The following is a 14,650-nucleotide window of genomic DNA, read 5'->3' as shown; positions in this document are numbered from 1 at the left end:
CGTGGGCACCGACCACGTCACGCCCAGCGCCGAGGCGCCCCCCACTCGCCCCCGCCGCTTCCCCTGGGGCGCCGCGTGGATCGTTACCGCGGCGCTGTGTATCGCGGTGATTGCGTATCACGCACAGAGCGGGCCGACGTCACCGCGAATCGCCAACCCTGACGTCGAGGGCACGCCGCGCCCCGTCGATTTCCTGTTCGGCTTCGAGCACTGGATCGATCTCTGGCAGATCTTCACGATCTTCTCGGTGCCGGCACTGCTCATCGCCTGCATCATCGCGTGGCGCGGCAATCCCGGCAGTCCCATCGTGATGATGGCCGCCATCACCACCCTGATCGTGTGGCAGGACCCGTACATGAACTGGGCGCCGTACGCGGTCTACAACCCGGAACTGTGGCACTGGCCGGTGGACTGGCCGTGGGTCTCGCTGTCGCCGACGGTCGAACCGTTCGTCGTGATCGGCTACGTCATGTTCCAGTTCGGTCCCTACTTCCCGGCAGTATGGATTTTGCGAAAGATCCAGTCCCGCAGGCCGGTCGACTCGTTCGTCTGGCGTCATCCGCTGATCAGCCTCGGGATGCTGATCTTCGTCATCGGATTCCTGTTCGACATGGTGCTGGAGCTGACCCTGGTCCGTACCGGCCTGTACATCTACTCGCAGGTCATTCCGTTCGGATCGATCTTCGTAGGAACCACGTTCCAATTCCCGCTGCTCTGGGAATCGGTGATGGTGACCTTCGTGATGGTGCCGGCCGGTCTACTGGTCTACCGCGACGATACGGGCAGAACCGTCGCCGAGAAGCTGGCGCAGCGTTCACGGCTGTTCCTGAACCGACCCCGGCTGGGCATGCTCGTGGTGATGTTCGTGATCATCAATGTCGCGTATTTCGCCTATGGTCTGGGCTTCACCCTGATCCGGATGTCGGGAACCGCGACGTCAGTGGCTTGCCCGTGGCCCTACCCAGAAGCCAAAGTCTATGACCCACAGGGCTATTACGAAGAGAACGGTGCCCAGGGTCCGTTCGCCGTGGGCATCATGTCCACCTGGATGAGCGGGCAGCCCGATGGCAGGCCCGATGTCGAACCCGGCGCCAGGAGCAATCGTTGCGCACCGGAGGAGCAGAATGGTTGAGATACGCAGTGTCGTCGTCACCGGGGCGTCCAGGGGGCTCGGCATGGCCTCCGCCGTGCACCTGTACCGAGCGGGCTGGCAAGTCGTCGCCGCGATGCGGTCACCGGAGACCGGGATGGCCCGCCTGCGCGCGGCGACGGGGGCCTCCGACACCGATTCCCGGCTGTTCGGGGTTCGACTCGACCTCGACGATCCTGATTCGGTGCTCGCGGCGGCTGCGGCCATCGAGGACGCCGTAGGCGCGCCGGATGCGATCGTCAACAACGCGGGAATCTCCGCCGCCGGCATGGTCGAAGAGACGCCGATGGAGCTGTGGGAGAAGATGTTCAGCACCCACGTGCTCGGTCCGGTACTGCTGACCAAAACCTTGCTGCCGTCCATGCGAGCGGCGGGCAGAGGTCGGATCGTCCTGATCTCCAGCCAGGGCGGGGTCCGAGGCATGCCCTCCATCGCGGCTTACTCAGCCGCCAAGGGTGCGCTGGAACGCTGGGGAGAGTCGATGGCCGGCGAGGTCGCGCCGTTCGGCATCGGCGTGACCATCCTCGTGACAGGTACGTATGACACGGACATCATCACCGATGCCGGCACCACGGATTGCCGCGACTTCGACGGGCCCTACGCCCGCCATCATGCGACGATCGATCGCCGCGGCCGGTTCGCCATGACACTCGCCCGTCCACCGGAGGTTTTCGCCGTGGGATTGGCCAAAGCACTGCACGACACGTCGGCCTTCGTGCGACGCCCGCTCGGTCCGGATGCACGGATGCTGTTGATCGCCAACCGAATTCTGCCCAGCTCCGGTGTGCACCACATGGCTCGACTGGCCATGGGGCTGCCGCGGATGGGCGTCATGCGTCCCGGCACGCTGACGCCCGCCCAGCAGGCGCTGATACTCGCCACGAAAGTCCTACCCGCGCCGGTCCTGCAGCGGGTCGTCGGACTGGCCATGCGATTCGCGCCGACCCCGCCACCAGCTCCGCCGGCAGCTGCCACCGATGAGGAAGAAGTTCGAGCGCATGGCTGAGACCACCGTCCGGCACGAAACCCGGATGCTGATGGACGGCAAGCTCGTCGAGGGTACGGCGGGCGCATTCGTCAACATCAATCCGGCCACCGAAGAGGTGATCGGCGAAGTCACCGACGCGTCGGCGGCCGATATGCGTCGCGCCATCGATGCCGCCCGGCGGGCCTTCGACGACACCGGCTGGTCGACCGATCGCGTTCTGCGGCAACAGTGTCTGCTCCAGCTGCAGGAGGCGCTGGAAGCCGAGCGCGAAGAGTTGCGCGAGGAACTGATCGCCGAGGTCGGTTGCCCGCGCTCGCTGACCTACGGGCCCCAACTGGATGCCCCGCTCAGCGATGCGCTCACCTATCCGGCCGCACTGATCGACGAATACCCCTGGGAAACCTCGCTCGGTGACGCCCTGGTGTCGGTGACCGGCGTGAACACCACCCGCAAGGTGTGGCGCGAACCGGTGGGCGTGGTCGGCGCAATCGTGCCGTGGAACTTCCCCTTCGAGGTCACCATCCAGAAGCTCGGACAGGCACTGGCCACCGGCAACACGGTGATCCTCAAGCCCGCCCCCAACACACCGTTCAACGCCACCCGGGTCGGCCGGCTCATCGCCGAGCACACCGACATTCCGGCCGGTGTCGTCAACGTCGTCACGGCCTCGGATCATCTGGTCGGCGAGGAGTTGACGCTCTCGCCCAAGGTGGACCTCATCTCCTTCACCGGCTCCACCACCGTCGGTATGCGCATCATGGAGAAGGGCGCGGCCACCATGAAGCGGCTGTTCCTCGAACTCGGGGGCAAATCGGCCACCATCGTGCTGGAGGACGCCGACTTCGCACTGGGTTGCATGATGGGCATCGCGCCCTGTGTACACGCCGGCCAGGGATGTGCGAACCCGACACGGCTGCTGCTTCCGCGCTCGCGCTACGACGAGGGTATCGAGATCCTCAGGGGCATCTATGAAGGCGTGCAACCCGGTGATCCGCAGGATGCCGCAACGCTGTGTGGTCCGGTGATCTCCGGCCGGCAGCGTGCACGCATCCGCGGGTACGTCGATCGAGGTATGGCCGAAGGGGCGCGCCTGGTGGTCGGCGGATCCGAGCAGCCCGATGGCCTGGACAAGGGATTCTTCGTCAAACCAACGCTTTTCGCCGATGTCGACAACTCGATGGCGATCGCCCAGGAAGAGATCTTCGGACCCGTGCTCTCGGTGATCGCCTACGACGACGAGGACGACGCGGTACGTGTCGCCAACGACAGCCCGTACGGGCTGGCCGGCAACGTCATGTCCGGATCGCTGGATCACGCATTGGCGGTGGCCACGCGGCTACGGGCGGGCTTCATCGGCATCAACGGCACTGCCGGTTACGGAGCGGACACCCCGTTCGGCGGGTACAAGAACAGCGGGGTCGGCCGGCAGAACGGCACCGCCGGCTTCGACCAGTACACCGAGATCAAATCCATCGCCTACCCGGCCCAATAGGGAGTCTGCAACCGTGGAACAACTTTTCGATGACCTGGAGGACTTCGGTTCCTTCGACGACGCCATCTCCGGTGACGTGCGTGATCCGTACACCGAGATGGCGCGGCTGCGCCGGGAGGAGCCGGTGCAGCGGCTGGAGACCTCCGGGATGTTGCCGCACGAGGAATCGCTGCCGATGTTCATCGTGTACCGGCACGAGGAGATCCAGCAGATGCTGCGCGACAACGAGACGTTCTCGTCCGCCGGTGTCATCGCGGCCTTCGGCCCGGTACTGGGGGAGCGGGTGATGCTCGGGATGGACGAACCGGTGCACGGCCGGCTGCGGGCACTGGTGCAGAAGGCCTTCACCCAGAAGTCGCTGGCGCGCTGGGAGGATGAACTCGTCGGCCGGGTCGGTAACGCGTTGATCGACAAGTTCGAGGCGAACGGCAAGGCAGATCTGGTGAAGGAGTTCACCTTCGACTATCCCAGCCAGATCATCGCCGGACTGCTGGGGCTCCCTGAGGAGGACTTCCCGCAGTTCCAGCGATGGTCCATCTCGCTGCTGAGCTGGCTGATGAACCCCGAGCGCGGACTCGCGGCATCGGCGGCGCTGTGCGACTACTTCGCCCCGATCCTGGCGGCCCGACGCGCCGAACCCAAGGACGATCTGATCAGCGCATTGGCCGCTGCCGAAATCGACGGGAACAAGCTCGACGACGAGGAGATCTTCTCCTTTCTGCGGCTGCTGCTTCCGGCCGGCGTCGAGACGACCTACCGGTCCCTGGGCAGCCTGCTCTTCGCGCTACTCTCCGACCCCGCTCAGCTGGAGGCGATCCGGGCCGACCGGACCCTGCTGCCGCAGGCCATCGAAGAGGGTGTGCGCTGGGAGTCACCGCTGCTCACCATCACCCGGGTGGCGACCCGCGACACCGAACTCGGTGGCGTGCAGATCCCGGCGGGTGCCACGGTGATGCCGATGCTGGGCGCGGCCAACCGTCAGGACGACCGCTACCCGAACCCGGATACCTTCGACATCTTCCGCAAGCAGAAGGCAAACGTCGGCTGGGGTTACGGCGTGCACGTGTGTCTGGGCATGCACTTGGCCCGCCTCGAGATGCGCACGGCGATCAACCTGCTACTGGATCGGCTACCCAACCTGCGCCTGGACCCTGACGGAGGAGATCCACACATCCGCGGTCAGGTGTTCCGTTCGCCAACCGCGCTGCCGGTGCTCTTCGATCCAGTGAGCCCGTAACGTCAGGGGCGCACGTCCACCCGAACGGAGACCCCCCGATGACGGAATCAACCGCCTACCGCGACCGCGCCGACATCACCGAGGTGTTGCTGCGCTACGCCACCGGAATCGACCGCAGGGACTGGGACACCTTCCGCACCGTCTTCACCGCGGACTGTGCACTCGACTACGGCGAGATCGGCAGCTTCAACGGCGTCGACGCCGTCACCGAGTTCATGGACCGGTCACACGCGATGGCCGGCCACACCATGCACCGGCTCAGCAATATCGTCATCACCCTCGACGGTGACCGTGCCACCGCCCGCACCTATGTCGACGGGCTGATCCTTGCTCCCGACAATGCCTCCGGAGTCAACGCCGTCGGCATCTACGATGACGACATCGTCCGCACCGATCACGGGTGGCGCATCGCCCGGCGCGTGTTCACTGCGGTCCGGATCACCACGGTCGGAGGCTGATCCATGTTCGCCGACAAGTATGGCCCCTGGGCGCTGGTGGCCGGCGCCTCCGACGGCGTGGGGGCCGCCCTCGCCGACGGTCTGGCGCAGCGCGGCGTCAACGTGGTGTTGCTGGCCCGCCGCCAACCCCTCCTCGACGAGGTCGCCGCAGGAATCGAGAACCGGCACGGCGTCCAGACGCGCACACTGGCAATCGATCTCGCCACCGAGACCGCGGCATCGCAGATCGCGGAGGCGACCGGCGATCTGGAGATCGGCTTCCTCGCCTACTGCGCGGGCGCCGACCCCAATTATCAACCGTTCCTGGACAGTCCGCTGGCGGCGGCCGAAGCGATGGTGCAACGCAACTGCGTCGTACCGATGCGGCTGTGCCATCATTTTGCCGCGCCGATGGTGTCCCGTGCCCGCGGCGGCATCGTGCTGTTCGGGTCGGGCGCCGGATTCGCCGGCGCGCCCAACATGGTTGCCTATGGCGCCTCCAAGGCCTTCGACATGGTGTTCGCCGAGGCACTGTGGGCCGAACTGCACGACAAGGGCGTCGACGTCATCGGGCTCATTCTCGGCAAGACCGACACCCCGTCGCTGCGCACCCTTGAGCACAAGCGTCCTGCCATCGACGGACGCCCCCGCCGATGCGGCCACCGTCGAGGAGGTGGTGACCGAGGCATTCGACAACCTGGACAACGGGCCCACCGTGCTGGTCGGCGACGTGATGAAGGCGGCCGCCCAGATACTGGGAACGCTGACCCGCAGGCAGGCCGTGGAACTGCTGACGGCGGCAGGCGCCGCCACGATGGGGTGAACGCACGCTAGGGTGCCGACATGGCAACTGCGAGCAGTGACATCTGGGAGGTGCTGTCGACGGCGCGGACCATCCGGCGCTTCACGGACGAACCCGTGGACGATGCGACGCTGGCACGCTGCCTGGAGGCCGCGACCTGGGCCCCGTCCGGCGCGAACGCGCAGGCCTGGCGGTTCGTGGTGCTGCGTTCACCCGAACAACGGGCTGTGGTGGCCGAAGCCGCGCGGCATGCGCTGTCGGTCATCGAACCGGTCTACGGCATGAGCAGGCCGACCGATGAGGAAACCGACCTGGTGGCCCGTAACAACCGGGCCACCTACGAACTGCACGACCGCGCCGAGGAGTTCACCTCGGTGCTGTTCGTGCAGAAGCGCTTTCCCACCGCGTCCGACCTGCTACTCGGCGGGTCCATTTTCCCGGCGATGCAGAACTTTCTGCTGGCTGCCCGCGCACAAGGTCTCGGTGCCTGCCTGACGAGCTGGGCGTCCTACGGCGGCGAAGCCCTGCTGCGTGACGCCGTCGGCGTCCCCGACGACTGGATGCTCGGCGGGCACATCGTCATCGGCTGGCCCAAGGGCAGGCACGGCAGGCTACGGCGCCGCCCGCTGACCCACGCCGTCAACCTGGACCACTGGGACGAACCCGCCGACCACCTGCTCGTCACCACGACCTGACCACGGCCGGCGCGGCCACCAGAACCAGCGACCCAGCAGCACCATCAGCGTGGGCAGGACGAACGTGCGGACGATCATCGTGTCGATGAGCAGTCCGACACCGATGGTGAGCCCGATCTGGGCGATGCTGAGCACGCTGCTGGCAAGCAGTGCCAGCATCGTGATACCGAAGATCACGCCGGCGGTGGTCACGACGCCGCCGGTGGCTCCGACGGCGCGGATGATGCCGGTGCGCAATCTGACCGATCGTGTTTCCTCACGGATGCGCATGGCCAGCAAGAGGTTGTAGTCCGCACCGACGGCAACCAGCGCGATGAAGGCGATAGGGCCTACCGCCCAGTGCAATTCGAGCCCCAGCAGATGTTGCCAGATGAACACGCTCGCGCCGAGTGCCGCGGCGTAGGACAACGCCACCGTGCCCACGATCACCAGGCCGGCCACCGGGCTGCGCATCAGCAGCGCGACGATCGCGAAGATCAGTGCCAGCGTGGTGATGACGAGCAACCGAGTATCGCCGGCCACCATCTGCTGCAGATCCAGGGTGGCGGGTCCGACGCCGGCAAGGTACACGGCCACCGGCCGCAGCGTCCCTTCCTTGGTCGCCTCGGTCACCGCCGATCCGATGGACACGGTGCGGGCCGCCCCGTCCACGCCCCATTCCTTGCCGGTCCCGTACACCAGCAGATAGAAGGCTCGCCCGTCCGGTGCGATCAGCCGGTCCAGGGCCGCCGCCATCCGCGGATCGGTCAGGGCGCGGTGCGGCGCGTAGAACCCGCCGGCCGCGCTGCCTTCGAAGGCGGTCGCCGCTTCGCGCAGATAGCCGGTGAATTCATCGAGCCGCGGGCCCACCGAACCCAGTTGGGATGTGGTGTCGGCCATCGCCGCACGGGCCCGTGCCAGGGCTGCCGTCATGGTGTCGATATCCGCGGGTAGCCCGCCGAGCGCACTGGTGGCGGTGACGGTGCCACCGCTGAGCGTGTGCACTCCGGCTGTCAGCACCGCCGTCCCTGCCACCACATCGTCGACCGGTGTCACGATCTGCTGCGCGACAGCGCAGATCGGGTTGGCTGAGCAGTGCGGTGTCGCGGCGACGAACCCGCGCAACGGGTCCAGCCGGCCCGCCGCCGACTCGGCGGTGGACTGCAGATCGGAGGTGCCGCGCTGCATGTCCGCGGCGGCCTCGGACACCTCGCCAAGCCCGGCTGCGCTGCCCCGTAGTCCGTGCCGCATCCCGGACAGCGCGGCGGCCATGTCGTCGAGGATCGCGTCCAGCTCATCGATGCCGCCCAGCCGGTCATCGAATTCGCCGACACCGGCCGCGAGTTCGTCACCGATACGGCCCAGCTGACCGGCCAAGGTGGTCTCCTCCGGCACGGTGCCCGCCGGCCTGCTGGGCGACTGCACCACCCGCACTCCCGGGATCTCCATCACCGCGCGGGTCACGCGTTCGACGGCGATGAGCCCGGCCGGGTTGCGCACGTCGTGATCGGCCTGCACCGCCACGACGGCCGACAGCAGCTGGTTGTCCTCGAAATGCCGTTCAGCCGCCGCATATCCGAGGTTCGACCCGGTGCCTGCGGGTGCCGCGGCGGGCTCGTCCCAGCCGATGCGGATGCCGGCCGCCGGCGACGCCAGCAGGGCCAGCGCGGCCAGGGCGGTGACCAGAATCGGCGCCGGCCACCGGGCCAGAACCGCTCCGACCCGGCGCCAGCGCCGGGTCGTGCGACTCGGTTTGGTGGCCAACATGCCGGCGCCGCCGGAAAGGCCGATCAGTGCCGGCGTCAGGGACAGCGATGCCGCCATCACCACCAGAATGCCTATTGCAGAAGGTATTCCGGCACTGCGGAACATGCCGACCTCGGCGAACCCCAGGCAGGCCAGCGCGATGGCGACAGTCAGCGCCGACCCCGCAACCACCGGGGCCACACCGCGCTGGGCGGCGGCGAGGGCCCGGGTCGAGTCCAGCCCGTCGCGCAGACCCTCCTGATACCGTCCGATCAGAAAGATCGCGTAATCGGTTCCCGCGCCGAGCATCATGGCCGCCACGAGGGCAACCGAGAACAACGACACCTCGATCACACCGGCGGCGCCCAACGCCGAGGCGATCGGCCGCGCGACGCCCAACGCCAATCCCACCGAGAACAACGGGATCATCGCCGCTGCGGGGGACCGGTAGACCAGCAGCAGCAGAACCAGGATGAGCCCGACGGTCACCGCCGTGATCATCAGCAGCTGCCGGTCGATCGCGGTGAACTCGTCGACGATCGTCGCACCGGGACCGGTGACGAACACCTCCAGACCGGACGGCGGATTCGCGGCGTCGACGGCGGACCGGACCGCCTGCACCGCCTCGGCCGCCGGTGTGGTGCCCAGCACCCCGGTAAGCCGCAGCATCACCGTGACCGCGTGGCCGTCGGCGCTGACGGCGAACGATTCGGTCAGCGGGTCGGACCAGAGGTCGGTGACCGTGCGGACATGCTCGGTATCGGCGTGCAGGGCTGCGGTCAGGCGGCCGTAGTAGGCGCGGTCGTCCTCTCCGAGCGGACCGCCGGCGCGCTCGAGCACCACATAGTTGAGGTTGTTGTCGGTCGAGTCACCGAACAGCTGCGCAGACCGCACGGCGGCCACCGAGCTCGGTGCGTCGTCCGGCATGAACGAGCGGGCGTGCTCGTGCACCACCCGTTCCAGTTGCGGTACCGCAAGATTCGCCGCGCCCGCGACGGCAAGCCACAGCCCGACGATCAGCACCGCTGCGCGCCGCGACCCCGGCGCCCGCCACCCCATGGCAGAAACGCTAGGGATCCAGGTTGCCGCGGCGCGTCGTGCCAACGGCCCTAGCCGCGTCTCCTCCCTAGGTATGACCGTGAACCCGCCCGCAGCATGATGGTTTAGACGGCCTTTCGGACCTACCATTGTTCGATGCGCTTGGGTGTGCCCGAATTCCTGCGTGCGCGTTTCGCGCGGCACGGCGAGCTCAACGAGCTCGGCTGGAGCCCGATGTTCGTCATCACCACCGATACCGCGCTGGCGTTGATCGCCCTGATCTGCACGCTGCAACGCCCCGCCTCGGATTACCTGGTCGCGGTGCCGGTGGGCATCATGGTCGCGATGTGCCCGCTGGTCGTGTTCTTTGCCGCCGGCGCATCGTTCAACCCCTTGCTCATCTGGGGAGCCTGGTCGGGTGCCGCGGCGATCTTCCTGTTCGGCACGTCGACCCCGATCGCGTTCGATTTCGCCCCGCTGATCCTGGTGCTGATGGTCGGCGCTGTAGGTGCGATGACACCGCTGGCCGGCGGACTTGCCGCGACGGCATCGGCGGCCGCCATGTTGGGCGCCGCCGCGGCTTCACACCGGCTCGACGGGGTCTGGCTGTATCTGAGCGTGCTGGGGATGGGCTGGCTGGTGGGTTATCTGATGCGGATTCAGCAGCAGCTGATCGTCGCGCAGCGCGCCGCCCAGGATGCGCTGTCCGCCCATGCCGCCGCCGATGAGCGGCGTCGGATCGCGCGCGAGGTGCACGATGTCATTGCGCATTCGCTGTCGGTGACGCTGCTTCACCTCACCGGTGCCCGCCGCGCGCTGCAGGAGGACCGCGATGTCGACGACGCGGTCGATGCGCTCGTGGACGCCGAGAAGCTCGGCCGCGAGGCGATGGCCGATATCCGGCGCACCGTCGGACTGCTCGATGTGGCTCCGATGCGGATCGCACCGGAGCCCGGCGTCGATGACATCGCACGGCTCACCGACGATTTCGCCCGCGCCGGCCTGACCGTCACGTTGCGCACGGAGGGTTCCACCACCAGGGTGTCTCCGGCGGTGGGGCTGGCGCTGTACCGGATCGCTCAGGAATCGCTGGCAAATGTCGCCAAGCACGCCCCGGAATCGCGGTCGGCGGTCACCGTGGCGGTCATCGGGGACCATGCCGAACTCTCGATCACCAATGAGCTGCCGGTGGCGGTGTCGGCGAGCGGTCGCCGCGCACCCGATGGCCGCGGTGTGCGCGGGATGCGCCAGCGGGTCGAGTTGCTGGGCGGCGTCATCGATATCGGACTGACCCGCGAGGGGTGGGCGGTGCACGCCGAGGTGCCGTTGGGCGACTCCGGCACCATGCCCGCGGCCACCTGGTGCGGGGGATAGCGGTGGCAGTCAGGGGCGAGCGAAGCGACGGGGGATTGAGCGATATCGCAGTGCTGCTCGTCGACGACCAGGACCTGGTGCGCTCCGGGCTGCGCCGGATCCTGCGGCGCAAGGACGGATTCGTGATCGTTGCCGAATGTTCGGACGGTGACGAGGTCCTCGACGCCCTGGCCGAGCAGTCGGTCGACGTGGTGGTGATGGATCTGCGGATGAAGCGGGTCGACGGTATCGAGGCGACCCGACGGCTGGCCGAAGCCGGCGGCCCGCCGGTGCTGGCACTGACCACCTTCAACGAGGACGATCTGCTGTCCGGCGTGCTGCGCGCCGGTGCGGCCGGCTTCGTCCTCAAGGATTCCTCGGCCGAAGAGCTCATCCGGGCCGTCCGCGCCGTCGCCCACGGCGACAGCTACCTGGATCCGGCGGTCACCGCCAGAGTGCTCGACACGTACCGCAAGTCCGCCGAGGGCCGACAGCAGGTCGAGGTCAGCGAGCTCACCGGGCGCGAACTCGATGTCCTGACGCTGATCGGCAAGGGCCACACGAACGCCGAGATCGCCGCGGAACTGTTCATCTCCGGTGTCACGGTCAAGAGCCACATCGGGCGGATCTTCGACAAGCTCCGGTTGCGGGATCGCGCCGCCGCGATCGTCTACGCCTATGACCACGGCATCGTCGCCCCGCAATAGGTGTGCGACGATGCGCAAATGAGCGCGCGCCCGTTTCATTTCACCCAGACCGAGCACGACACCTACGCGCCCAGCACCTATGCGCAGAGTCACTGGGGTCCCGACCACCTCAACGGCCCGGCCCTGGTCGGGCTGGCGGCACGAGCACTGGAGACGAGCTTCGGTGACCCGGAGTTCCTGCCGTCCCGGCTCACCGTCGACCTGTTCAAGGCCGCCCGCGGTGTTCCGACGATCACCAAACTGACGCTGGTGCGCGATGGCCGGCGGGTGCGCAATGCGGAATGCGAACTGATCCAGGACGGGGTGACGGTGGTGCGGGCCACGCTGGTCCAGTACCGGCTCTCGGCGCCTCCGCGGGGCACCGAATGGGTCTCGCCCGCCGAGTTCGTCGGCCCGCCCGATCGGGACGAGAGCCGCGGCATCGGGATCGGCAGTGACGAGGTCGGGTGGACGGATGCCATCGCAGATCACCAGAATGCGTCGCGCAAGCGGTTCATCAATCGGACCATCGACGTCGTCGACGGCTACCGCAACACGCCGTTCGTGCGTGCCTCCATGGCCGCCGAGGGCACCAGCCTGGTCACCAACCTCGGTACCGACGGCGTCGGCTATATCAACGGCGATCTCACCGTCGCGCTGGCCCGGCTGCCGCGCGACGAGTGGATCGGCGTGCAGGCCGATTCTCATTGGGCGGCAGACGGAATCGCGGTCGGCACCGCGACGCTGTTCGACAGCCACGGTGCCATCGGATCGGGGATGGTCACCGCCGTCAGCAACCCGGACGCACAGATCGACTTTCGAAATGACCCGTTTCCCGACCGCACTCGCTGATCTCGGTACGGCGCCAGGGGTATTCTCGAAGCGTGGCCTCCGCGACTACGCGTGTACGAGTGCTGATTTCGATGTGGATCGCCGCAGTTGTGTCGACGGCATGTGGAAGCGAACCGGCCAAGCCTGCAACCGAAATAACCTACTTCGTGTCCATCGGTGACTCGTATGCCGCCGGCGACAGTCCGTACGGCACCGGTGCGGGTTCGAAATCCACCGACGGATTCGCGTACCGCACCGAAAGCGCTTTGCGGCGCAACGTCGACGAGCAGTGGCGCCTGATCAACTTCGGTTGCTCTGGAGCGACCGCGGAGCAGATGGTCCATCAACCCGGCTGCGATGTCGAGGCGAAGGCGCACGACGGACCGGCCTATGACGACGTTTCACAGGTGGATGCGGCAGTGCAGTTCATATCCGATCATCGCGAGCAGGTGGGTCTGGTGACCATCGTCGCCGGAGGCAACGATGTCGCGCCCTGTATTGCCGAGGCGCCGCCGGACGGCGTGCTGGCGTGTTCGGAAACCGCAACCGAATCCGCCACAGCCGCGCTCGACGACATGTTGGGCAAGCTCGGGGGCGTGCTCGACGCCGGCGTTCCGGTGGTGGGCCTGTCCTATCTGAACGTGTTCGTCGCCGGGGAGCACGCCGAGCCGGCGGCCGCCGTCTTCGACGGGTACTTCAATCCCGCTCTGCGGGAATCCTATTCGAGGTCCGGCGCCAGGTTCGTAGAGCCGATCGCCACGTCGGTGGATGAGATATGCGCGCTGAGTTACTACTGCAGCGACGACGATCCGCACCCCAACGGTGCCGGACATCAGCGGATCGCCGATGATGTCCGGCAAGCCGCCGGGATCGCCTAGCTTCATCCGCCGGCCGTCACCGGTGCGCCGGGTGTCCCCACCGGCACCACTCGGGAAAACTCGTGGACAGGACTGCGCGGGCACCGTTGAATGCAGGGGTGGCATCCAGCGAGGCACGTAACGGCGCGCTGATGGCCGTGGCCGCGATGTGTTCGGTACAGGTGGGCGCCGCCATCGCCGTGGGGTTGATCGACGATATCGGCGCCACCGGGGCTGCCTGGCTACGCCTGTTCTGGGCGGCCCTGCTGCTGCTGGTCATCGTGCGGCCACGCCCGTCGTCGTTCACCCGGAAGTCATTTCTGGCCTCCGTGCTGCTGGGCGTGGTCACCGCCGGTATCACCGTGCTGTTCATGATGGCTGTGGAACGCATCCCGCTGGGTACCGCGAGCGCACTGGAATTCCTGGGGCCGCTCGGCGTCGCGGTACTACACGGCAACGGGCCCGGCAGGATCGTCTGGCCCGGACTCGCGGCACTGGGAGTGCTGCTGCTCACCGAACCGTGGGCCGGTGCCGTCGACCTGGCCGGGGTCGGTTTCGCGCTCGCCGCCGGATTCTGTTGGGGCGCCTACATTCTGCTGACCCAGCGCGTCGGCGACGAGGTGCGCGGACTGAGCGGTCTGGCGGTCTCCATGCCGGTGGCCGCCATCGTTGCGTCGGTGGTCACGGGGCCCGCCGTGCTGGGGCACATGACACCGCACCTGTGGCTGGCCGGCATCGGGCTGGCATTGCTGTTGCCCGTCATACCATTTGCCCTTGAATTGCTGGCTCTGCGCCGGCTCACCACCGCCGCGTTCGGAACGCTGATGAGCCTGGAGCCGGCGTTTGCGATGCTGATGGGGTGGGTGATCCTGGATCAGGTCCCGGCCGCGCTCGGGGTCATCGGCATCGTCGCGGTCGTCATCGCCGGTGTCGGCGCGGCGCGATCCGGTGACCGTCGGGCGTCACATGTCGCGGCGGACCTGGCACGGGGAGGTTAGCCTCAAGGCATGTCCAGCAGAATGTTCGACAACCCGGTCGCCCGTGCGCTCAACCGGGGGGCCGTCGCCCTGACCAACCTGCCCGTGCTCGGCGGCCTGGTCGGTCGCGGCCTGGTCGAGATCCGCTACACCGGGCGCAAATCCGGGCGCGATTTCCAGACCCCGGTGAACTATCGACTCGACGGCGACCGGGTGACCATCGCCGTCATGTCGCCGGACGCCAAGAGCTGGTGGCGCAATTTCCTCGGCGACGGCGCGCCGATCACGTTGCTCAACTTCCGCGGCAGCGACCGCGCCGGCCACGCCGTGGCCACCCGTGACGACCGGGGACGGGTGCGGGTGGACGTTCGGCTCACCTGAT

Annotated in this window: 13 protein-coding genes and 1 pseudogene; 13 read left to right on the top strand and 1 reads right to left on the bottom strand. The window is 67.6% G+C overall.

What is annotated here, in order from left to right; all coding sequences use genetic code 11:
- The first annotated feature begins 1 nt into the window (after window position 1).
- The 7 genes and pseudogenes from EXE63_RS29440 (at window position 2) to EXE63_RS29410 (ending at window position 6,801) form a co-directional block, all read left to right on the top strand.
- A complete protein-coding gene (locus tag EXE63_RS29440; protein WP_168144873.1) occupies window positions 2–1,132 on the top strand; it encodes a spirocyclase AveC family protein in 1,131 nt (376 codons plus the stop codon).
- Window positions 1,125–2,156 (top strand): SDR family oxidoreductase, encoded by a 1,032-nt coding sequence (locus EXE63_RS29435; protein ID WP_168144872.1) that lies wholly within the window; start codon window positions 1,125–1,127, stop codon window positions 2,154–2,156. Before EXE63_RS29440 ends, EXE63_RS29435 begins: the two co-directional genes overlap by 8 nt.
- A complete protein-coding gene (locus EXE63_RS29430; RefSeq protein ID WP_210000103.1) occupies window positions 2,149–3,630 on the top strand; it encodes an aldehyde dehydrogenase family protein in 1,482 nt (493 codons plus the stop codon). The genes EXE63_RS29435 and EXE63_RS29430 overlap by 8 nt, the downstream gene beginning before the upstream one ends.
- A gap of 13 nt (window positions 3,631–3,643) precedes the next feature.
- On the top strand, window positions 3,644–4,867 hold the full coding sequence (locus EXE63_RS29425) for a cytochrome P450 (protein ID WP_168144871.1): 1,224 nt from the start codon (window positions 3,644–3,646) through the stop codon (window positions 4,865–4,867).
- Between the two features lie 38 nt (window positions 4,868–4,905).
- Window positions 4,906–5,325 (top strand): nuclear transport factor 2 family protein, encoded by a 420-nt coding sequence (locus tag EXE63_RS29420; protein WP_168144870.1) that lies wholly within the window; start codon window positions 4,906–4,908, stop codon window positions 5,323–5,325.
- 3 nt (window positions 5,326–5,328) lie between these two features.
- Window positions 5,329–6,127: pseudogene (locus tag EXE63_RS29415) on the top strand (SDR family NAD(P)-dependent oxidoreductase).
- 20 nt (window positions 6,128–6,147) lie between these two features.
- Complete coding sequence (locus EXE63_RS29410; protein WP_168144869.1) at window positions 6,148–6,801, top strand: nitroreductase family protein; 654 nt, start codon at window positions 6,148–6,150, stop codon at window positions 6,799–6,801.
- Here the strand turns inward: EXE63_RS29410 and EXE63_RS29405 are convergent.
- A complete protein-coding gene (locus tag EXE63_RS29405; RefSeq protein WP_168144868.1) occupies window positions 6,718–9,585 on the bottom strand; it encodes an MMPL/RND family transporter in 2,868 nt (955 codons plus the stop codon). The two genes, EXE63_RS29410 and EXE63_RS29405, sit on opposite strands and share 84 nt — an antisense overlap.
- 135 nt (window positions 9,586–9,720) lie before the next feature.
- Between EXE63_RS29405 and EXE63_RS29400 the strand changes: the two genes are divergently transcribed.
- The 6 genes from EXE63_RS29400 (at window position 9,721) to EXE63_RS29375 (ending at window position 14,649) form a co-directional block, all read left to right on the top strand.
- The gene (locus EXE63_RS29400) at window positions 9,721–10,938 is read left to right on the top strand and encodes a sensor histidine kinase (protein WP_168144867.1); all 1,218 of its coding nucleotides are present in this window, start codon (window positions 9,721–9,723) and stop codon (window positions 10,936–10,938) included.
- Window positions 10,939–10,973: 35 nt separating this feature from the next.
- Window positions 10,974–11,624 carry a response regulator transcription factor gene (locus EXE63_RS29395; RefSeq protein ID WP_168144866.1) on the top strand — a complete coding sequence of 217 codons (651 nt, stop codon included), beginning with the start codon at window positions 10,974–10,976 and terminating at the stop codon, window positions 11,622–11,624.
- A gap of 18 nt (window positions 11,625–11,642) precedes the next feature.
- Window positions 11,643–12,455, top strand: coding sequence for an acyl-CoA thioesterase domain-containing protein (locus tag EXE63_RS29390; protein WP_168144865.1), 813 nt, complete (start codon window positions 11,643–11,645; stop codon window positions 12,453–12,455).
- Between the two features lie 146 nt (window positions 12,456–12,601).
- Complete coding sequence (locus EXE63_RS29385) at window positions 12,602–13,312, top strand: SGNH/GDSL hydrolase family protein (protein WP_168144864.1); 711 nt, start codon at window positions 12,602–12,604, stop codon at window positions 13,310–13,312.
- Between the two features lie 98 nt (window positions 13,313–13,410).
- On the top strand, window positions 13,411–14,289 hold the full coding sequence (locus EXE63_RS29380; protein WP_168144863.1) for an EamA family transporter: 879 nt from the start codon (window positions 13,411–13,413) through the stop codon (window positions 14,287–14,289).
- Window positions 14,290–14,298: 9 nt separating this feature from the next.
- Complete coding sequence (locus tag EXE63_RS29375) at window positions 14,299–14,649, top strand: hypothetical protein (RefSeq protein ID WP_168144862.1); 351 nt, start codon at window positions 14,299–14,301, stop codon at window positions 14,647–14,649.
- Window position 14,650: the final 1 nt, after the last annotated feature.

This window comes from Mycolicibacterium frederiksbergense, from assembly GCF_012223425.1.
Lineage (GTDB): Bacteria > Actinomycetota > Actinomycetes > Mycobacteriales > Mycobacteriaceae > Mycobacterium > Mycobacterium frederiksbergense.
This window is presented reverse-complemented; position numbering and strand designations above follow the sequence as displayed.

Coding starts and splice junctions, on each gene's coding strand:
- EXE63_RS29435 (WP_168144872.1), top strand. CDS start 1,125: ATGGTTGAGATACGCAGTGTCGTCGTCACCGGGGCGTCCAGGGGGCTC.
- EXE63_RS29430 (WP_210000103.1), top strand. CDS start 2,149: ATGGCTGAGACCACCGTCCGGCACGAAACCCGGATGCTGATGGACGGC.
- EXE63_RS29420 (WP_168144870.1), top strand. CDS start 4,906: ATGACGGAATCAACCGCCTACCGCGACCGCGCCGACATCACCGAGGTG.
- EXE63_RS29410 (WP_168144869.1), top strand. CDS start 6,148: ATGGCAACTGCGAGCAGTGACATCTGGGAGGTGCTGTCGACGGCGCGG.
- EXE63_RS29405 (WP_168144868.1), bottom strand. CDS start 9,585: ATGGGGTGGCGGGCGCCGGGGTCGCGGCGCGCAGCGGTGCTGATCGTC.
- EXE63_RS29400 (WP_168144867.1), top strand. CDS start 9,721: ATGCGCTTGGGTGTGCCCGAATTCCTGCGTGCGCGTTTCGCGCGGCAC.
- EXE63_RS29390 (WP_168144865.1), top strand. CDS start 11,643: ATGAGCGCGCGCCCGTTTCATTTCACCCAGACCGAGCACGACACCTAC.
- EXE63_RS29375 (WP_168144862.1), top strand. CDS start 14,299: ATGTCCAGCAGAATGTTCGACAACCCGGTCGCCCGTGCGCTCAACCGG.